We start from the raw sequence: 18,910 nt of genomic DNA, 5'->3' as shown, positions 1-18,910 counted from the left end.
TTCACTCAGCCAAAGGCATCCAGCGACGAATACGCCGCTCGAGCCGTCCAGACAGGTAGTTGGACACCAACGTCACCGCGTAATACAACGCCGCGGCCGTGAGGTAGAACAACAAGTAATGACGCGTCGAACCCGCCCCTTGCTTGGCGGTGTACAACAACTCGTTGGTGCCAACCACACTGATCAAGGCGCTGTCCTTGATCAGGTTGATCCACAGGTTAGCCATGCCGGCCATCGCATACGGCGCCATGATCGGCAGCGTGACGCGTCGGAACAGACCGAAACCGCTCAGGCCGAAGGCCTTCGCCGCTTCAATCTGGCCGAAGGGGATCGCCTGGATCGCCGCGCGGAAAATCTCCGAGGCGTACGCGCCCTGCACCAGCCCCAGCACCACGATGGCGGCCAGCGGACCGCTGACATTGACGACGCCGTAGCCCATCTGCGTCATCAGCGAATTGAGGAGCATTGAGCCGACGTAGTACAGCAGCAGGATCAACAGCAACTCCGGAATCGCCCGGAACAAGGTCGTGTAACCACGCATCAGCGCCGCAATCGGCTTTGGCGCGCCGAGCTTCAGGCAGGCCACCACCAGACCGATGAACAGCCCGACCACAAAAGCCCCGGCCGAGATTTGCAGGGTCATCCAAAGACCCTTCAACAGCGCACTGCCCCATCCTGTTTCGCTGAAGTTGATCAATTCGAACATGGCTGGCATTTCAGTCTCCAATCGGTGGCCTGGATGCACCACCGCCCTCTTGTAGGCGCGATGCTTGCCCGCGAAGCTTTTGGCGGCTTCAAGGGCCCTTTCGCGGGCAAGCCTCGCTCCTACGGGGATGGGTGTTTCCTCAGGAAAATTTCATTCCATGGAGTTGTTTTGCGCGTGGCCGTCAGAACGCGGGTTTCACGCTGGTACCGAAATAGTGCTGGGACAGGTCGTCATAGTCTTTGCTGGCCAGCAAAGAGGTGATGGCTTTGTCGAGTCGGGCCTTGAGTTCGGCGTCATCCTTGCGCAGGCCGGCGCCCACGCCTTTGCCGAAAATCGGGTCATACGGCACGGCGCCCAGGTATTCCAGGTTGCTGTTGCGGGCATCCGGGGTCTGCACGAAGGCTGCCATCGCCGTGCCGTCCGCCATCATCAGGTCGATGCGACCGGCAATCAGGTCGGCGTTGGCCGAGTCCTGGGTGTCGTAATACTTCACGTCAGCGATTTTTTCGTAGTACTGCTTGAGGTAACTGGCGCTCACCGTCGAGTTCTGCACACCGATGATCTTGCCCTTGAGGTCATCCGGATACGTTTTCACCGACGAGCCCTTCGGCCCGACAATCGCAATCACGGAGTCGTAATACGCCTTGCTGAAGGCGATCTGTTTTTCGCGCTCCTCAGTCACCGACATCGACGAGAAAATCACGTCGATCTTCTTCGCCAGCAACGATGGAATGATCCCGTCCCATGCCACTTCCTTGATCTCGCACTCGGCTTTCATTTCGCTGCACAGCTTGTGGATCAGGTCGACTTCAAAGCCTTTCCATTCACCGTTGGCCTGCTTCTCGGTGTACGGCGGATAGGGTTCGGCTGCGACTGCGAACCGTATAGGTTGTGCTTGTGCCGCGCTCATCCCGGCCAGCAATACGCAGGCCACGCCCGTCATCCAGTTTGCCAAACGTCGATTTCCCATGATTTTTCCCCGTCTTTTTATGATGTTTTCAGCGAGTCTGATGAGCGTTGACGAATTGTCGGCAACGCTCGCTGCGTGGGTGTACAAAAACGTCGTCCGGCGAACCGGTTTCCTCGATCAGCCCTTGGTGCAGGTAGGCGACTTGGGAAGAGACATCGCGGGCGAAAGCCATTTCATGGGTCACCAGGATCATGGTCCGGCCTTCTTCCGCGAGCGAGCGGATCACCCGCAGCACTTCGCCGACCAGTTCCGGGTCGAGTGCCGAGGTGGGTTCATCGAACAGCATGACCTTGGGCCGCATGGCCAGGGCCCGGGCGATGGCCACCCGCTGCTGCTGTCCCCCGGAGAGAAACGCCGGGTACTCGTTGCGCTTGGCCGCCAGTCCCACGCGTTCGAGCAAGGCTTCGGCCCGTTCAGTGGCCTCCGCACGGCTTTCACGCAGGACCTGGGTCGGCGCCTCGATGAGGTTTTCCAGCACCGTGCGATGGGGCCAGAGGTTGAAGTTCTGGAACACCATGCCCAGGCTCGAACGGATACGCACCAGTTGCCTGGCGTCCTTCACCAGCGGCGTGCCGGGACGATCGAAGTTCAGGTGAATGCTTTCGCCGTCCACCAGAATGCGCCCCTGGTCCGGCACTTCGAGCATATTGATGCAGCGCAGCAAGGTGCTTTTGCCCGAGCCGCTGGCACCGATCAGTGAGATCACATCGCCTTCGCGAGCAGTAAGGGAAACGCCTTTGAGGACCTCGATATTGCCAAAGCGTTTGTGCAGGCCATCGACTTCGATCATGGTTTTGGCCTTGACCGGCTCAACCGCCGCTTCGCAGGTCACACGGCTGATCACCGGCCGCGGCGCTTCGCCTTTCAACACCCGCACAAAGTCGCGAATGCGCTGGCAGGCCTGGGCCAGTCGTTCTTCACCCAGAGTGAACGAGAGCCGCACAAAGCCTTGGGCCGGCTCGCCGAACGCCGCCGCATCCAGCACCGAGACACGCGCCTCGCGCAACAGCCGCCAGGCGAACTCCAGAGAGGTCAGGCCGGTGTCACGCACGTCCACCAGCACGAACATGCCGGCATCGGGAGTGAGCACGGAAATTCCCGGGCAATCCGACAGGCTGGTCACCACCAGATCGCGACGACGGCGATAGATGTCGCGCATGCCGTGGGTCACCTCTTCATGGGCTTGAACTGCCTTGAGCGCAGCCTCCATGACAAAGCCCGGCAAACCGTAAAGCATGCTCAACACCAGGGTTTCGGCGTGAGCCACAAGGGCTTCATCGGCAACGATCCAACCGGTACGCCAGCCGGTCATCGCGTGGGATTTGGACAGGCTGCCGATCACCACACAGCGCTCGGCCATGCCCGGCAACGCGGCCAGGCTGAGGTGCTCGCGTTCGAAGGTCAGGCTTTCATAGACCTCGTCCACCACGACCCACAGGTCGTACTGGATGGCGAGGTCGGCGATGGTTTGCAGCTCTTCACGGTTGAGCACCACACCGGTCGGATTATTCGGATTGGAGAAGAACAGCGCCCGGGTGCGCGGGGTGATGGCCTTGGCCAGTACGGCGGCATCGAGCCGGAAACCTGAATCCGCCGAACACGGCACGCGCACCAGCGTGGCGCCGGACGCCTTGAGCGTTGCCTCATAGGTCACGTACATCGGGTCCAGGGCAATCACTTCGTCGCCGGTATTGAGCAGGCACATCGAGGTGATGAACAGCGCGTTCTGTGCCCCCGCCGAAATGATGACGTTTGGCGCCGTCACCTCACGGTCAAACAGCACGCTGTACCGAGCGGCGATGGCTTCTCGCAAAGCCTGGCGACCGGCGATCTCGGTGTAATGGGTGTCACCCTCGCGCAGCGCATGAATCGCGGCATCGGTGATGAAGTCGGGGGTGGGGAAATCCGGGTCGCCGACGCTGAGAATAATCACATCCTCACCGCGGCGCTGGGCTTCAAATGCCGCATTGTGAATATCCCAGGCCGCTACACCGTCGCCAGAAATCCGCTCAACAAAGGGTGAAAACCGCATGCCAGTGCCTCGTTCGAAAAGAAGAAACGCAAGCCCGCGCAACCAGCCGGGGAGGTGGAACGAACATAGTCGAAGCTGAACACTCGTTCAACAGAAAAGTGAACAGGGTTCGCGTTCAGCGTAAACAGGTCGTTTTTACGACAGTCGTGCCGTTTCCAGGGGTAATCGACAGCCCAATCAACTTAAGGGAAACAACTTGCCATGTGCACAACGCTTCTCTGAGCGACGCTTAAACGCCGGTTGCTAGCCATCTGCCATCAGTCGATAATCCTGCCCCCGGTAAACACTCACGTAAGGAAACGCCGTGAAAAAACTTCTATTGTTGGTCCCTCTGTTCGCCCTGTTGCTGCAAGGTTGTGGCGTGACCATGACCCGTTATGAGCCGAGCTTTGAAAACGTCCAACAGCTCAAGCAAACCCCACCCCTGCAATCGATCAGCAATGCTCAGGTCAAGGCGGATGCCGGTCAGGGCTCACTGACAGTCCGGGCCAACCCGATCAGCTCGCCGAGCGGCAGTATCACGCAACATCTACAGGACGCGATTACCGAAGAACTGGGTCGGGCGGGCCTGCTGAACCCGCAAGCTCAGCGACATCTGGATGTGCTGGTCGTCAAGAATGAACTGACCGCAGGCATGGGCACTGGCACGGGCCAGCTTGCTGCGCGCTTTACATTGCTCAAGGGCAACGAGGTGGTTTACGACGCGACCAAGGATGTCAGCCGCCAGTGGGACAGCAGCTTTTTCGGCGCCATTGCGATCCCCAATGCGGCCAATGCCTACAACCCGATGGTTCGTGATTTGCTGAAGACGTTGTACAGCGACCCGCAGTTCATTCAAGCCCTCAAGTAAGGGCAAAAAAAGAGCCGCTTGTGCGGCTCTTGTTTTTTGTCAGGCCCGCGGCACCTGTGCATCGAGTGCCGAGTATTTCAGGCTTTTGCTCTCGACGACTTGCTTGAGCAGAGCATTAACCTGGCGGCTGAAGGTATCGCTGATTGCCTCTTTCGGGGTGTTGGCCATCAACGGCACAAACCAGATGCCCATCCAGGTATTGATTCCGTCATGGTTACTCGCGTTGGTCAGCGTCTGCCCTTGGGAATCCAGCGTCTCCAGGCTCATGGTGTATTGGTCAGTCGCCAGTGTCGGGATGACGGTAAACGTCAGGCCACTGATAAAGGCCATGACCATCTGACCACCGCCCGGTGGATGGTTGTAAACCTTCAAGCGCAGGTTGTAATCACCCGGCTGCTTCTGGAACTCGTCCAGTGTGACGCGACCGAACAGACCGGAATCGGTCAGCACTTTTTGCAGCTCCGGCTTTAGCATGTCGCGTGCTTGCGGCATTTCAACGGCTGAAGCGCTTTTCGGCTCGCCTTGATAGAAATCGAAGTCTACGTAGACATTCGGTTTGTTCGAATAACTGGCCATCGACGGCAAATTGACCGGAGCGACTTCGTCTTTGGTAAAGCTGGCGCAACCACTTAGCCCGAGCACCAAGGCCAACCCTAGAATTTTCCCAAATTGCATGACAACTCCTTTAAATGATGGCATTGCGCCTCCACACCAGAGGGCGGCCGCGAATTCTAGAGCGTTGCCAGCAATAGTAAAAGGCCATCACTCAAAAACGGCAGGTCTCACGCCCACCCTTCCAGGCGCAGCGTGGCCCGGACCAGACGCTGCTCCTCGCTTTCGATTTCCCTGAGGTTCTCGCAGATGCTCTGGATGTGCGCGATCGCCGCCTTGCGCGCCTGCTCCGGCATGCGGCCGGTCACGGCGTTGTAGAGCCGGGCGTGCTGACGGTCGATCTGGCGTTTTTGCGGTGCGCGGTGGTAGAGGTTGTTGACCGAGGCGAACACGGTGTTGAGCAGCAAGTCCGTCAGCGAGCGCAAGGTTTGCACCAGCACCGGGTTGTGCGAGGCCTCGCAGATCGCCAGGTGAAAGGCATGATCAAGCCGCGCGTGTTCGCTCGCTTCCATCGACCGCGTGCGGGCATCGAGCAGCGCTTCATAGCTGCGGGTGATGAGGACAAAATCCGCCTCGGTCCCGCGCAAGGCGGCCAGGCGAGCGGACTCTCCCTCAAGCAGGCTGCGCACCTCGAACAAATCGTAAAGTGTGCGCGGTTGTGAGCTGAACAAATGCATCAGCGGCGATGCGGCGCCGTGGCCCGACAGATCAGCGACAAAGGATCCCTTGCCCTGCTCCGTCTTGATAATCCCCCGGGCGCGCAACAACTTCAGGCCCTCGCGCAGCGCCGTGCGCGAGACGCCGAGTTTTTCGGTCAGGCGCCGTTCCGAAGGCAACAATTGCCCGGTCTTGAGGACCCCGTCGACGATCAGGCGTTCTATGCGCTCACAGACCACGTCTGCGACTTGAGGATTACGGGTCACTTTCGCACTCTCCATCGAACCTCCCACTGGTATGACCAGCCTCACCGGCAAAACCCGTCACGTTCGAATACAACCCTAAGTTTATGTATAGGCAGTTATTTTTCTCAAAAACGGGGAAACAACCCCTGAAGAACTGGTTCGACCACTCAAACAACACATGGACAGTAGGTCGCGTCAGGCCAATGATGCAAGTGAGCTTTCACCGCAAACAAACCTCTAATAAAAACAAACGGAGGGTCGTGAACCGCCTATGAACATCCTCTACGATGAACGCGTCGACGGCGTTCTGCCTGATGTCGACAGAGCCGCCCTGCTCCAGGCACTGAGCGCTCGCCTGCCGGACCTGGAAGTCCTGCATCAGCGCGAAGAACTCAAGCCGTATGAATGCGACGGACTATCCGCTTACCGCACTACGCCGATGCTGGTGGTGCTGCCGCGCCATATCGACGAAGTCCAGGGTGTGCTCAAGCTCTGCCATGAGTTTCACGTCCCGGTGGTTGCTCGCGGCGCCGGCACCGGTTTGTCCGGCGGTGCTCTACCGCTCGAAAAAGGCGTACTGCTGGTGATGGCGCGTTTCAACAACATCCTGCACATCGACCCCGCCGCACGCACGGCGCGGGTTCAACCGGGTGTGCGCAACCTGGCGATTTCCCAGGCCGCCGCACCGTTCGGCCTGTATTACGCGCCGGACCCCTCCTCGCAGATCGCCTGTTCAATCGGCGGCAACGTGGCCGAAAACGCCGGTGGCGTGCATTGCCTGAAATACGGCCTGACCGTGCACAACCTGCTCAAGGTCGACATCCTCACCGTCGATGGCGAACACCTGAGCCTGGGTTCCGAAGCGCTCGACTCGCCCGGGCTTGACCTGCTGGCGTTGTTTACCGGTTCCGAAGGCATGCTGGGGGTAATCACCGAAGTCACGGTCAAACTGCTGCCCAAACCGCAAACCGCCAAGGTGCTGCTGGCAGCGTTCGATTCCGTCGAAAAGGCGGGTCGTGCAGTCGGCGACATTATTGCCGCCGGCATCATTCCGGGCGGTCTGGAAATGATGGACAACCTGGCCATTCGCGCCGCAGAAGATTTTATTCACGCCGGTTATCCGGTCGACGCCGAAGCCATTCTGCTGTGCGAGCTCGATGGCGTCGAAGCCGACGTCCACGATGACTGCGACCGTGTGCGCCAGGTGCTGGAACAGGCCGGCGCCACCGAAGTCCGCCAGGCCAGGGATGAGGCGGAACGCGTGCGCTTCTGGGCCGGGCGCAAGAATGCGTTCCCGGCAGTGGGCCGCCTCTCGCCGGATTATTACTGCATGGACGGGACGATCCCGCGCCGCGAGCTGCCCGGCGTGCTGCAGGCGATTGCCGCGCTGTCGGCTGAATACGACCTGCGGGTGGCCAACGTTTTCCATGCCGGTGACGGCAACATGCACCCGCTGATTCTGTTCGACGCCAACCAACCCGGCGAACTCGACCGCGCCGAAGCCCTGGGCGGCAAGATCCTCGAATTGTGCGTGAAAGTCGGCGGCAGCATCACCGGTGAACACGGGGTCGGCCGCGAGAAAATCAATCAGATGTGCGCGCAGTTCAACAGCGACGAGCTGACCCTGTTTCATGCCGTCAAAGCCGCGTTCGATCCGGGCGGCCTGCTCAACCCTGGCAAGAACATCCCGACGCTGCATCGCTGCGCCGAATTCGGCGCGATGCACGTTCACCTGGGTCAGATGCCCTTCCCTGATCTGGAGCGATTCTGATGCGCAGCAAACACGACATCGATGACAGCGGCGCGCTACTGGACCAGGTTAATCAGGCCCTGCAAAACGCCACGCCCCTGCGGATCCAGGGCGCCAACAGCAAAGCGTTTCTGGGCCGTATCGCGGCGGGCGAAGTGCTCGACACCCGCAGCCACCGAGGCATCGTCAGCTACGACCCGACCGAATTGGTGATCACCGCACGCTGCGGCACGCCGTTGGCAGAACTGGCCGACGTGCTGGATGCGGCGCAGCAGATGCTGCCGTGCGAACCACCCTCCTTCGGAGACGGCGCCACCGTGGGCGGGATGATTGCCAGTGGACTGTCCGGGCCGCGGCGCCCGTGGTCAGGCTCGGTCAGGGACTTTGTGCTCGGGACACGGGTCATCACCGGCCACGGCAAGCATTTGCGCTTCGGCGGCGAAGTCATGAAAAACGTCGCCGGCTACGATTTGTCGCGCTTGATGGCCGGCAGTTATGGCGCACTGGGTGTGATCACTGAAGTCTCGCTGAAAGTGCTGCCGAAACCTCGGCAAGCGTTAAGCATCAGCCTGGAAATGGACAGCGATCGTGCCTTGCTGCGCCTCGCCGAATGGGGACAGCAACCGCTGCCGATCAGCGCCGCGTGCCACGACGGTCAGCGCCTGCACTTGCGACTTGAAGGTGGCGAAGGCTCGGTGGCAGCGGCGCATGACCGCTTGGGTGGCGAAGTGCTGGACGCTTCGTATTGGGCGGATCTCAACGAACATCGACTGAGCTTCTTTGATGAAGACCAGCCGCTGTGGCGCCTGTCGGTCCCGCACAACACGCCTCGACTGTCCCTGCCCGGCCTGCAAATGATCGACTGGGGCGGCGCCCAGCGCTGGCTCAAATCCGATGCCGAAGCGGCGTTCATCCGCAAGGTCGTCGCTGAAGTCGGCGGGCACGTGACCTGCTACAGCCACGGCCTGATCGACAGCCCCTTCCAACCGTTGCCGGACGCGCTAATGCGCTATCACCGCAACTTGAAGGACCAACTCGATCCACGGGGCATCTTCAACCCCGGTCGCCTGTACGCGGAGCTTTGACCCATGCAGACCACCTTGAGCGAACAGGCCCGCCAACTGCCCCGCGCCGAAGAAGCCGAAAGCATCCTGCGCACGTGTGTGCACTGCGGTTTCTGCAACGCCACCTGCCCGACCTATCAACTGCTCGGCGATGAACTGGACGGGCCGCGTGGGCGCATCTACCTGATCAAACAGGTGCTGGAAGGCAACGAGGTCACCCAGAAGACCCAACAGCATCTGGATCGCTGCCTGTCTTGCCGTAACTGCGAAACCACCTGCCCCTCGGGCGTCGACTATCACAACTTGCTCGACATCGGCCGCGCGGTGGTCGATGCGGCTGTGCCGCGTTCGCTCGACCAACGCTTGTTGCGCGAAGGCTTGCGCAGCGTCGTACCCAACCCGGGGTTGTTCAAAGCACTGCTCAGCAGCGGTCAGGTGTTCCGTGCGCTGCTGCCCAACACGCTGCGAGCCAAGCTGCCGCGCCGTGTGTATCCGGCCAAACAACGTCCGACCGCCCGCCACACCCGACAGGTGCTGATGCTGGAAGGGTGCGTGCAGCCGAGTCTGTCGCCGAACACCAACGCAGCCACCGCGCGTGTCCTGGATCGACTGGGGATCAGCGTGACACCGGCGCGCGAGGCCGGTTGCTGCGGCGCGGTCGATTATCACCTGGACGCCCAGGCGGCCGGCCTTGATCGCGCGCGCCGCAATATCGACGCGTGGTGGCCGAGCATTGAACAAGGCGCCGAGGCCATCGTGCAAACCGCCAGCGGTTGCGGTGCCTTCATCAAAGACTACGGCCACCTGCTCAGCACCGATGCGGCGTATGCCGAGAAGGCCAGAAAGGTCAGCGCACTGGCCAAGGATCTGGTTGAAGTGTTGCGCGAGGAGCCGCTGGACCAGCTCGGCATCCACAGCGACCAGCGCCTGGCCTTCCATTGCCCCTGCACCTTGCAGCACGCACAGAAACTCGGCGGTGCGGTTGAGGCGCTGCTGACGCGCCTGGGTTTCAACCTCACGTTCGTTCCCGACGGTCACCTGTGTTGCGGCTCGGCGGGCACCTATTCGCTGACCCAACCGGAGCTGTCCCGGCAACTGCGCGACAACAAGCTCAATGCGCTGGAAAGCGGTCATCCCGAAGTCATTGTCACGGCCAATATCGGCTGTCAGTCCCACCTTGACGGCGCGGGCCGAACCCCTGTGCGCCACTGGATCGAACTGGTCGAAGCCGCGCTGCCCTCATCGAACCCCGGAGTCTCCCCATGAAAAGCAAAGCCGTCCTCAGCCAGACCGAAGTCAGCCGGATTCTCAACGCCGCACGTAACGAAGCACAGAATAATCAATGGGCCGTGACCATCGTGATTGTCGACGACGGAGGCCATCCTTTGGCCCTGGAGCGCCTCGACGGTTGCGCCCCGATCGGCGCCTACATCGCGACCGAAAAGGCCCGCACCTCAGCCCTTGGCCGACGGGAATCGAAAGGCTATGAAGAGATGGTCAACGGTGGACGCTACGCGTTTTTGTCCGCGCCGTTGCTGACGTCCCTGGAAGGTGGCGTACCAATCATCGTCGATGGCCAGGTGATCGGCGCGGTCGGCGTGTCCGGCGTCAAGGCCGAGCAGGATGCACAAGTGGCCAAGGCCGGGGCGCAGTGCCTGAACTGAACTGAAAACCCGATCAACACCGCATAACCCTGTGGGAGCGAGCCTGCTCGCGAATGCGGTGGATCAGCTGATATCAATGTTGATTGACACACCGCTTTCGCGAGCAGGCTCGCTCCCACAGGGAATTGCGGTGGGTCCTACACCTCAGTTTTACTTGCGCGCCAGTTTGTAGCGCACGCACTCTTCATAAAAATTCTGCCGGACATCCGCTGGCTTGAACCGCGACTTGCTGTCGTAAGTCTGTTCGGTGATGCCCATCGCCATCATGCGCATCCACGCCTTGCTGAATTTGTAGGCCTGTAGCTTCTGCCGGGCGGCATACAGGGAGACCCCGGCCAGCTTGAGTTCCTGGGCCCTCGCCGCCGTGCCCGCCCCCCAGCTGCACATATACCGGTCATTGGACGCCAGTTCCTTGGCTTGGGCAGAGACTGCAACGCTGGCCAGGGCAAACGAGATCATCGTGATAAATACACTTCGCAATTGCATTCCGCCTAACCACCTGAAAATGAAGTGGATTTTGGCGACAACCGTGACGCTTCGGGGCCAGCAAAATGCCTCTTTTTCAGCTATTGCAGCTTGAGCGTCTACGACAGGCAGGAATTGACTCAGAAGCACGAAATGGATCGGGCCAGCGGGCCTCTTGAGTCATTGATCGTGGCCAATCCCCAAGGACTCGGCCATGCGCACCAGGTCCGCAAATGACTTGGCGTGCATTTTTTTCATGGCATGGGCGCGGTGGATTTTCACGGTGATCTCGCTCAGGTTCATCTGCCCGGCAATCTGCTTGTTCATCAGGCCTTTGGCGGCAAGGGCCATCACCTCTTTTTCCCGGGCCGTCAGCGATTGGTAGTTGCTGTGCAGGTCTGATCGCTGTTGCTCGACTTCCCGGCGCCGGATATCGGCCTGAAGTGCGCCTGACACCGCGTCCAGCAGGTCCTGTTCACGGAACGGCTTGGCCAGAAAGTCCACGGCCCCCGCTTTCATCGCCTTGACCGACATCTCGATGTCGCCATGACCGGTGATAAAAATAATGGGGATGTTCGCGTTTGATTCCACCAACTGACGCTGGAAGTCCAGGCCACTGCTCCCTTGCAGTCGTACATCAAGGACCAGGCAACTGGCGCCCCCGGTCTTCGGATGCTGAAGATACTCGGCCGTGGAAGCGAATGTCTGGACCTGGATCCCGGCAGAGCGCAACAGATTAGCCAAGGCGTCGCGAATGGACGCATCGTCATCCACCACGTACACCATCGAACCTTGATTGCCTTGCTTACTGGAGGAAGAATTGCCGCTCATGGGCGGTCCTCAATGAGAATGGGTAGCAAAAAAGTGTAGCAGCACCTGAGGCCGATTTCCGAGGCGCGACGTTTTTGTAGGGTCGCGCTCGGGCCTAACCGCACTAGGCAATAAAGTTGTGCTCCAGCGCCGAAATAAAAGAGAACAAAGAACGTGGGCTGTGCAACCAGGCATTGACCTGGGCGCTGTAACTTTTGCCGCGGGTGCACCAACTGCAAAAGTGCTCGCAGTTATTGGAGAAAATCCGGTATTGATTCTCGCCGATCCTGGAGCGCGCCCGGTTGGCGATTTCATGGCAGGGAAAGTCGCCTGGCTCCTGATACATCCAGACCGGTTTGCCGTGGGCGAAACGTTCAAGATCGATGACTTCGACGGGGCCGGGTTTGAATGAACTGCTGAACCCGGAATAGTGAGCCACTTTTCCACCGCCTAGATGTATGCCGTGATGCATATAGAACGTGCGTGGCCCCACCAGATGCGCACCGACAGGCACCCTGTCCGCGGCCTCCTGGACGTCGATCAGTTTCAACACAACGCCGGACGACAGGTAGGTTTCGGCGAAGGGGTGATTGCCGGGCAACAGGGCGCTTAACTGACTGGACATCTCCGTTGTCATGATGGTCAGGCAAACACGTGCAGTTGAGCGAAGCGATAAACAGCGTTCGACGAACTTGGCGGTAAAAGCACTCATGACAACTTCCTCCGTAACCCTTGCATTGACTCTATCAACAGGGTTGCGGAGTTTCATTTGTACATACGATTAGTCTGAACGACCTATGAATATACCTCCCCTAAACCTAAGTATTAATCCGGGGGCCGGGCAGCGTGAATTGCACCGTGGCACGCAACATCTCAAGCGGCTGCACCGCCCACGTGCGATCGAGTTCGTCCTTCAGGCCAAACTCATGTGCGAGTCGGCCAAGGCAGGCCGGGAGAGGTTGTTCCGCCGCAGGCCGCGCGATGAGCACAGGGCTGTCGCTGCCGGCGTTCGCGCGTAGCTCCCGACAGAAAATACGCTCACCGTCGTCCCAGGATAAATGCATGCTTTTGTTCATCTGAGGGTGAACACACGTTGGTTTTTTTATAGGCCGCACTGCGGTCAGGCTGTCGTCCAGTGTCACCACCTTACAGACTAGCGCCACTTCGCAGACCTTCACACCACTGAGAACATTCCTGAATGTGTTGCTCCGCGCCCCTGTTAATACCTTTGTATAGATCCCTGCCACTGAGGTATGACTTTTCTGAACCGACGTAGCAGTGCGCCGGAAAAGTTCCGCCAATACCATGCACTCACAGCGGACGACTGCCGTCCCGCCAACTTGAAGAACAACTTCAAGACTATTGACCACTTCTTTTCAGGAACAAATCATGAAACAGCAAATTCTGGTTATCGGTGCGGGGTTCGGTGGTGTCTGGAGTGCATTGAGCGCCGCCCGTCTGCTGGACATGCACGACCGTAAGGACGTGGACATCACTCTGCTGGCGCCTCAGGCGGAATTGCGTATACGTCCGCGCTTCTACGAAACCGACGTGCACAAGATGTTCGCCCCCCTCGACGCGCTGTTCGATTCGGTGGGTGTGCGTTTCGTCAAAGGCATGGCCGAGCGTATCGACGAGCAGACCAAAACCGTCGGCTACCGCGATGAGGCGGGCCACGAGGGCACGTTGAGCTACGACCGTCTGATATTGGCCGCAGGCAGCCAGCTGGTCCGGCCGAAGGTGCCAGGTCTTGCCGAGCACGCCTTCGATGTGGATCAGATCGAAGCCGCCGTGCGCCTTGAAGACCACCTCAAATCCCTGAAAGACCGCCCTGCCAGCGTTGCCCGCAATACGGTGGTGGTCGCCGGTGGTGGTTTTACCGGCATCGAGACCGGCACCGAAATGCCGGCACGCCTGCGGGCTGTGCTCGGTGAAGATCAGGATGTGCGCGTGATCATTGTCGACCGTGCGCCGCAGATCGGCGCGACGATGGGTGATGGCATTCGTCCCTCCATCATCGAGGCGTCTGAACACTTGGGCGTCGAGTGGGTGGTCAACGCCAGTGTCGCGGCAGTGGACGCCAACGGCGTGACCCTCGCCGATGGCCGCCACATCGAAGCCCAGACGGTGATCTGGACCGTCGGGTTCCGCGCCAGCCCGCTGACCGAACACCTGACCAGCGATCGCGACCCACAAGGGCGCTTGCACGTCGATGAGAACCTGAAGGTATTGGGCCAGACGCATGTCTATGCTGCCGGCGACGTCGCCTATGCCGCGACCGACGACCTTGGCAACTTCGCCGCCATGTCGTGCCAGCACGCGATCGCCTTGGGCCGTCATGCCGGGAACAACGTCGCCGCGGATCTGCTGGGTGTTGCGCCGACCCCTTACCGTCAACCGAAGTACGTGACCTGCCTCGACCTGGGTGCCTGGGGTGCAGTGTTCACCGAAGGCTGGGATCGCCAGCTCAAACTGGTCAAGGATGAGGCCAAGGAGCTCAAGACGCAGATCAACACTCAGTGGATCTACCCGCCAGCCGCTGATCGTGCCACCGCTCTGGCAGCGGCCGACCCGATGATTCCGGTGGCCTGAAGACCCGCCTGAACGTGGCGTCCGCGACAGCATCGCGGGCGCCTTTGCGTTTTCCATCGTAATGCCTGCACCCAATATGAATCAGCCAGACACTGGCGGTCATGGTTTAAGATCGTTTGAAGCGTCCCCCGGACTTGATAACCACTTCATGCGCTTAAACCTGAAGGTTCGTATGCCCTCCTCGCTACCCTTGCCGGTTCAATGCCCCCGCCAGCCCGCCCGCACGTGGCTGCGGTCACTGCTGTTGCTGAGCGCCATCCTGCCAGGCATCGCCAATGCCGGGCCCAGACCCGACAACATGGTTTATCTGCGCACGATTGACCCCACCATCGAGCAAGATATCCGCTACGCCAGCGCCCACAACTTCACCGGACACCCGCTCGACGGATACGATGCCGCCGAGTGCCTGCTGTCGCTGGACACCGCCCAGGCCCTCTCCCGGGTGCAACAGGCACTTCAAAAGCAAGGCTACGGCTTGAAGGTGTTCGACTGCTATCGACCCAGCCGTGCGGTGGCCGATATGGGCCGTTTCGCGACTGAGCCGGGGAACCCGCGAAAAGCCGAGTTCTATCCGCGCGTCGACAAGCAGGACTTCTGGCGGCTGGGGTATGTGGCGCGGGTGTCGAATCACTCCAGAGGCTCAACCGTGGACCTGACGCTCATCGGCCCCAAGGCTCTGCCCGCCGACACCTGGATACCCAAGGCCGCGCAAGTCGATTGCACCGCGCCTTATGCCCAGCGCTGGCGCGACGGCGCACTCGACATGGGCACCGGGTACGATTGCTTCGATGAGCGTGCGCACACCGCCAACCCGACGATCAATGCGACGGCGAAGGAAAACCGTCAGCGGCTCAGCAGCGCCATGGAGAAAGAGGGTTTCGCCGGTTACTCGAAAGAATGGTGGCACTTCACTTTCGGTGGAGACGGAGCGCCGAAGAACGTGATGGATTTTCCCATCACGCCGCTGAGTACCAGCGAGGTACTGGACAGCAGTCACCAATTGATTGTGGTCACCACAAAAAACTGGGACGACATTCAGGGCATCGCCCAGCGCTATGAACGAGACGGGGCCAGCTTTCGAAAAGTCGGCGACGGCTTTGCGGTGGTGGTCGGCAAGAACGGGATGGCGTGGGGTAAAGGGTTGGGCAACGTTGAGCCTGGTGAAGGACCGGTCAAACGTGAAGGTGATGGGAAAGCACCTGCCGGGATCTTCAGACTCGGGACTGCGTTTGGTTATGACGCGACGGCCGAGACAAAGCTGCCTTATCTTGCGCTGACCTCGACCACAGAGTGCGTGGATGACAGAAAATCCGAACGTTACAACGAATTGGTCGACGGCGCGGCGATAGCCAAGGACTGGAACAGTTCCGAGCAGATGCGCGAAGAGGCTGGGTATCGCAAAGGGATCTTTATCGAGCACAACACGCCAGCGTCACCGGGTGCAGGTTCGTGCATCTTTTTCCATATCTGGCGGGGACCTGCCTCGCCTACGTTGGGGTGTACGGCAATGGATCAGGGGGATATTTCGCGGTTGCTCGAGTGGCTGAATCCCCGTGAGTCTCCGGTGTTGGTGCAGATGCCTGAGGGGGAATATGAGCAATTGCGCGAGCGATGGAAGTTGCCTCGGCGTTGATGGAAGAGGTGAATCGAGTGCTGGATAACAGGTTCCGGCCGGCTAAACACGGAGCCCTGTAGCGGCTGCCTTGGTCAGCCCTGCTTCAAATCAAGGCAGTAGGTGTAATACCCCGTGTCGCGCACGTAACCCAACGATTCATACAACCGTTGCGCCCCCACATTATCCGTGGCCGTTTCCAGCACCATGCCCTTGGCGCCAGTCGACAGCGCAAAGGCTCGGGCAGCGTTCATCAGCAACCGGCCCACGCCCTGCCCCCTGGATTCGGGTTTGGTGAACAGGTCGCTGAGCAACCAGGTGCGGTGGGCGTCGATGGAGGAAAATGTCGGGTACAGTTGGACGAACCCCAGCGCATCACCGGAAAGGTCCGATGCGAAAAAGATCACGGACTCATCCCGGTCAATGCGTTCGGCGATGAAGTCCCGGGATTGCGGCAGGTTCGAGGGCTGGCCGTAGAAGCCTCGATAAGCGTCGAAGAGGGGGGCGATTTTTTCGATGTGCGTTGCCTCGACGCGCAAGACTTGGACGGCCATGCCTGGGGTCTCCCTAGGGGTTACTTGGGTTGCGCCACCGTGCGCAAATAAGGTTTCACCGTTTTGAAACCATCCGGGTATTTCTTCTTCGCGTCCTCGTCAGAGACGGAAGTCGGAATGATCACATCCTCACCCGGACGCCAGTTCACCGGCGTGGCAACGGTGTGTTTGGCGTTCAGTTGCAGTGCATCGAGCAGACGCAATACCTCATCAAAGTTGCGCCCGGCACTCATCGGGTAGATGAGCATCGCCTTGACCTTCTTGTCCGGCCCGATGATGAACACGGAACGCACCGTGGCGTTGTCCACGGCGGTGCGTGCGCCGCCGCTGGCATTCGGATGGATCATGTCGTAGAGCTTGGCCACCACCAGGTTTTCGTCGCCGATCATGGGGTAGTTGACCGCATGCCCCTGGGTTTCTTCGATGTCCTTGGCCCAGCTCGCATGATTGCTGACGGGGTCGACGCTGAGCCCGACGATCTTGGTGTTGCGTTTATCGAACTCTGGCTTGAGCCCTGCCATGTAACCGAGCTCAGTGGTGCACACCGGGGTGAAGTCCTTGGGATGCGAGAACAGGATCGCCCACTTGTCGCCGATCCACTCATGGAAATGCAGCGTGCCCTCGGTGCTTTCGACGGTAAAGTCCGGTGCTTCGTCGCCAATGCGGATGGTCATATCGTTCTCCTGACTGTGAGTTTGTAGGGAGGCCGTCGCAACGCCAGTCGCTGTTCCAACGGCATTCGGGATCTGTGTTGAACCGATCAACGCGGATCAGTATAGGAGACGCTTCAAGACCTGCCGGTGACCGGCGCATTCACTTTGTAAGTCGTTGATTCAGGCCTCTGTACGCTGTCAGGCAACACCGCCAGCGCGACGTGCCAGCATGCGTCGCAGGCTTTTCGACGCCGGCCATTCATGCGTAATCCAGCAACAGTGTTTGTCCAGCGGGCCGCTGTTTGGGGGAGGGGTAACGCCCTAGCATCGTCTCTACCCGGTAAGCCAATGGGGACACCGGAGCAACCCAGACGAGACGGTGAATAAAATGAAAATCCTGAAAGTGGCGCTTTTCCTGACGCTGGGCGGTATCGCCGCACAGTCCTTTGCAAACGACAGCCAGTCAACGGCCGAAGCCGGTAAGACGCCGGTTGAACGCTACACCTACAGCACCCAACTGGACATCAAGAAAGTCATTGCCGTGACCGACATTGCGAACGAGTGCGGCCCCGTCCCGGCGCAAATGACCTATGAAGATTCGAACGGTCAACGCCATGTCCTTCAGTACCAGGTGATGGGCACCGGATGTTCAAATGGTTGAACGCTGCCAGGATGATGGAGGGTCGACACTCCATGCCTGCAGCCTGTGTGAATCAACTTTTTTTCGCTGAGCCGACGATGTTTTCATCCGCGGCCAACACGACCGGAATGGAGTGTTTGAGAAACGCTACCCAGGTCTTTATTTTTGCATCGACGAACTTTCGTGACGGATAGATCGCATACAGATTCAGCGCTTCAAGGTGATGGCCGGGCAATACACGCACCAACGTCCCGGCCCGCAAGCCATTGACCGCCGATGCAATGGGCTGGATACCAATCCCCATCCCATTGGTGATTGCGACGGTCATGCCATCGGCGGTGTTGATATGAAACGGTGATAACGCCACGTTGACGGTTTCCACGCCTTCGGGCCCGTCCAATACCCAGTTTTCAACCGGCATGACAGTGTTCACGATTTTCAGACAGTCATGTGCAGCGAGCGCGGCCGGGGAATCCGGATGTCCGCGTTTTTTCAAGTACGCCGGCGACGCGCAGAGAATGCTGTACGTGACGCCGAGCCGCTGCGCCACGAAGCCTGAATCGGGCAAGTCCCGGGCCAGCACGATCGACATGTCGTAGCCCTCCTCCAGCAAATCCGGCAGTCGATTAGTCAGGGTCAAATCAAATATGACCGTAGGGTGCAGCTCTCTGTATCTGGCAATGGCGTCGATCACGTAATGATTGCCAACGGCGGACATCGCATGGATTTTCAGCCGCCCCACAGGCTGGGTGTTCGCGGTGACTGCTTCCTCGTCGGCCTCCCGCACCTCGTCAAGAATCCTCTCGCAGCGTTCCAGGTAACGCAGGCCGGCTTCGGTCAGCGCCAGACGGCGGGTCGTGCGGTTGATCAGTCGGGTTTGCAGCCTGGCCTCCAGACTGGAGATCGCTTTGGAGACGTTGGTGGTGTTGGTGTCCAATACCTGCGCCGCCGCCGTAAAGCTGCCGCTCTGGGCCACCGCCACGAAAAACCGCAGGGTCTGGAACACGTCCATCGTTTTCACCTCGGGGGATGGA

19 protein-coding genes and 1 pseudogene are annotated in these 18,910 nt (G+C 59.8%); 8 read left to right on the top strand and 12 right to left on the bottom strand.

The annotated features are described in order from the left end of the window. Window position 1 precedes the first annotated feature (1 nt). The 3 genes from JIO00_RS11115 to JIO00_RS30005 all read right to left on the bottom strand — a co-directional run bounded on the left by JIO00_RS11115 (window position 2) and on the right by JIO00_RS30005 (window position 3,708). Window positions 2-715 (bottom strand): ABC transporter permease, encoded by a 714-nt coding sequence (locus tag JIO00_RS11115; protein WP_077748790.1) that lies wholly within the window; start codon window positions 713-715, stop codon window positions 2-4. A 172-nt stretch (window positions 716-887) separates the two neighbouring features. After that, the gene (locus tag JIO00_RS11110; protein ID WP_010459068.1) at window positions 888-1,676 is read right to left on the bottom strand and encodes a transporter substrate-binding domain-containing protein; all 789 of its coding nucleotides are present in this window, start codon (window positions 1,674-1,676) and stop codon (window positions 888-890) included. 28 nt (window positions 1,677-1,704) lie between these two features. Next, window positions 1,705-3,708: an aminotransferase class I/II-fold pyridoxal phosphate-dependent enzyme gene (locus JIO00_RS30005; RefSeq protein WP_200668208.1), complete on the bottom strand. Its 2,004-nt coding sequence runs from the start codon at window positions 3,706-3,708 to the stop codon at window positions 1,705-1,707. A 304-nt stretch (window positions 3,709-4,012) separates the two neighbouring features. On the opposite strand from JIO00_RS30005, the gene JIO00_RS11100 reads away from it, so the two are divergent. Then, a complete protein-coding gene (locus JIO00_RS11100; RefSeq protein WP_200668207.1) occupies window positions 4,013-4,558 on the top strand; it encodes a hypothetical protein in 546 nt (181 codons plus the stop codon). Between the two features lie 39 nt (window positions 4,559-4,597). Here the strand turns inward: JIO00_RS11100 and JIO00_RS11095 are convergent, their stop codons facing one another. Beyond that, window positions 4,598-5,233: a hypothetical protein gene (locus tag JIO00_RS11095; protein WP_010459059.1), complete on the bottom strand. Its 636-nt coding sequence runs from the start codon at window positions 5,231-5,233 to the stop codon at window positions 4,598-4,600. A 107-nt stretch (window positions 5,234-5,340) separates the two neighbouring features. Next, window positions 5,341-6,108 (bottom strand): transcriptional regulator GlcC, encoded by a 768-nt coding sequence (gene glcC / locus JIO00_RS11090; RefSeq protein ID WP_077748786.1) that lies wholly within the window; start codon window positions 6,106-6,108, stop codon window positions 5,341-5,343. Window positions 6,109-6,343: 235 nt separating this feature from the next. Between glcC and glcD the strand changes: the two genes are divergently transcribed. Genes glcD through JIO00_RS11070 form a run of 4 tightly spaced genes read left to right on the top strand, consistent with a single transcriptional unit; the run spans window position 6,344 to window position 10,550 of the window. Beyond that, window positions 6,344-7,843 (top strand): glycolate oxidase subunit GlcD, encoded by a 1,500-nt coding sequence (gene glcD / locus JIO00_RS11085; protein ID WP_200668205.1) that lies wholly within the window; start codon window positions 6,344-6,346, stop codon window positions 7,841-7,843. After that, window positions 7,843-8,907, top strand: a complete 1,065-nt coding sequence (glcE, locus tag JIO00_RS11080; protein ID WP_083377126.1) for a glycolate oxidase subunit GlcE — start codon at window positions 7,843-7,845, stop codon at window positions 8,905-8,907. Before glcD ends, glcE begins: the two co-directional genes overlap by 1 nt. A 3-nt stretch (window positions 8,908-8,910) precedes the next feature. Beyond that, on the top strand, window positions 8,911-10,152 hold the full coding sequence (gene glcF / locus JIO00_RS11075; protein ID WP_102593346.1) for a glycolate oxidase subunit GlcF: 1,242 nt from the start codon (window positions 8,911-8,913) through the stop codon (window positions 10,150-10,152). After that, window positions 10,149-10,550, top strand: coding sequence for a heme-binding protein (locus JIO00_RS11070; protein ID WP_102593345.1), 402 nt, complete (start codon window positions 10,149-10,151; stop codon window positions 10,548-10,550). Before glcF ends, JIO00_RS11070 begins: the two co-directional genes overlap by 4 nt. Window positions 10,551-10,700: 150 nt before the next feature. Here JIO00_RS11070 and JIO00_RS11065 read toward each other — a convergent pair whose 3' ends face one another. The 4 genes and pseudogenes from JIO00_RS11065 to JIO00_RS30135 form a co-directional block, all read right to left on the bottom strand. Then, window positions 10,701-11,036 (bottom strand): hypothetical protein, encoded by a 336-nt coding sequence (locus JIO00_RS11065; RefSeq protein ID WP_442793943.1) that lies wholly within the window; start codon window positions 11,034-11,036, stop codon window positions 10,701-10,703. Window positions 11,037-11,195: 159 nt separating this feature from the next. After that, a complete protein-coding gene (locus JIO00_RS11060) occupies window positions 11,196-11,846 on the bottom strand; it encodes a response regulator transcription factor (protein ID WP_200668203.1) in 651 nt (216 codons plus the stop codon). 103 nt (window positions 11,847-11,949) lie between these two features. Further along, a complete protein-coding gene (locus tag JIO00_RS11055) occupies window positions 11,950-12,537 on the bottom strand; it encodes a lecithin retinol acyltransferase family protein (protein ID WP_145310779.1) in 588 nt (195 codons plus the stop codon). A 130-nt stretch (window positions 12,538-12,667) separates the two neighbouring features. Beyond that, a pseudogene (locus JIO00_RS30135) lies at window positions 12,668-12,889 on the bottom strand (serine/threonine-protein kinase PknK); the annotation flags it as partial. 325 nt (window positions 12,890-13,214) lie between these two features. Here JIO00_RS30135 and JIO00_RS11050 point away from each other — a divergent pair. Beyond that, on the top strand, window positions 13,215-14,417 hold the full coding sequence (locus tag JIO00_RS11050) for an NAD(P)/FAD-dependent oxidoreductase (RefSeq protein WP_200668201.1): 1,203 nt from the start codon (window positions 13,215-13,217) through the stop codon (window positions 14,415-14,417). A 172-nt stretch (window positions 14,418-14,589) separates the two neighbouring features. Beyond that, window positions 14,590-16,050 (top strand): M15 family metallopeptidase, encoded by a 1,461-nt coding sequence (locus JIO00_RS11045; RefSeq protein WP_010459032.1) that lies wholly within the window; start codon window positions 14,590-14,592, stop codon window positions 16,048-16,050. 74 nt (window positions 16,051-16,124) lie between these two features. Here the strand turns inward: JIO00_RS11045 and JIO00_RS11040 are convergent, their stop codons facing one another. Both JIO00_RS11040 and JIO00_RS11035 read right to left on the bottom strand, forming a co-directional pair. Then, window positions 16,125-16,583: a GNAT family N-acetyltransferase gene (locus tag JIO00_RS11040; protein ID WP_010459030.1), complete on the bottom strand. Its 459-nt coding sequence runs from the start codon at window positions 16,581-16,583 to the stop codon at window positions 16,125-16,127. 20 nt (window positions 16,584-16,603) lie between these two features. Beyond that, the gene (locus tag JIO00_RS11035; RefSeq protein WP_010459028.1) at window positions 16,604-17,257 is read right to left on the bottom strand and encodes a peroxiredoxin; all 654 of its coding nucleotides are present in this window, start codon (window positions 17,255-17,257) and stop codon (window positions 16,604-16,606) included. A 367-nt stretch (window positions 17,258-17,624) separates the two neighbouring features. On the opposite strand from JIO00_RS11035, the gene JIO00_RS11030 reads away from it, so the two are divergent. After that, the gene (locus JIO00_RS11030) at window positions 17,625-17,897 is read left to right on the top strand and encodes a DUF2790 domain-containing protein (RefSeq protein WP_010459025.1); all 273 of its coding nucleotides are present in this window, start codon (window positions 17,625-17,627) and stop codon (window positions 17,895-17,897) included. A 52-nt stretch (window positions 17,898-17,949) separates the two neighbouring features. Here the strand turns inward: JIO00_RS11030 and JIO00_RS11025 are convergent, their stop codons facing one another. Continuing rightward, on the bottom strand, window positions 17,950-18,888 hold the full coding sequence (locus tag JIO00_RS11025) for a LysR family transcriptional regulator (protein WP_200668199.1): 939 nt from the start codon (window positions 18,886-18,888) through the stop codon (window positions 17,950-17,952). Window positions 18,889-18,910: the final 22 nt, after the last annotated feature.

The sequence above is a fragment of the Pseudomonas sp. SW-3 genome, from assembly GCF_016615645.1.
GTDB classification, from domain to species: Bacteria; Pseudomonadota; Gammaproteobacteria; order Pseudomonadales; family Pseudomonadaceae; genus Aquipseudomonas; species Aquipseudomonas mandelii.
The sequence above is the reverse complement of the archived record's forward strand: the minus strand, read 5'-3'. Positions and strand labels throughout refer to the sequence as shown.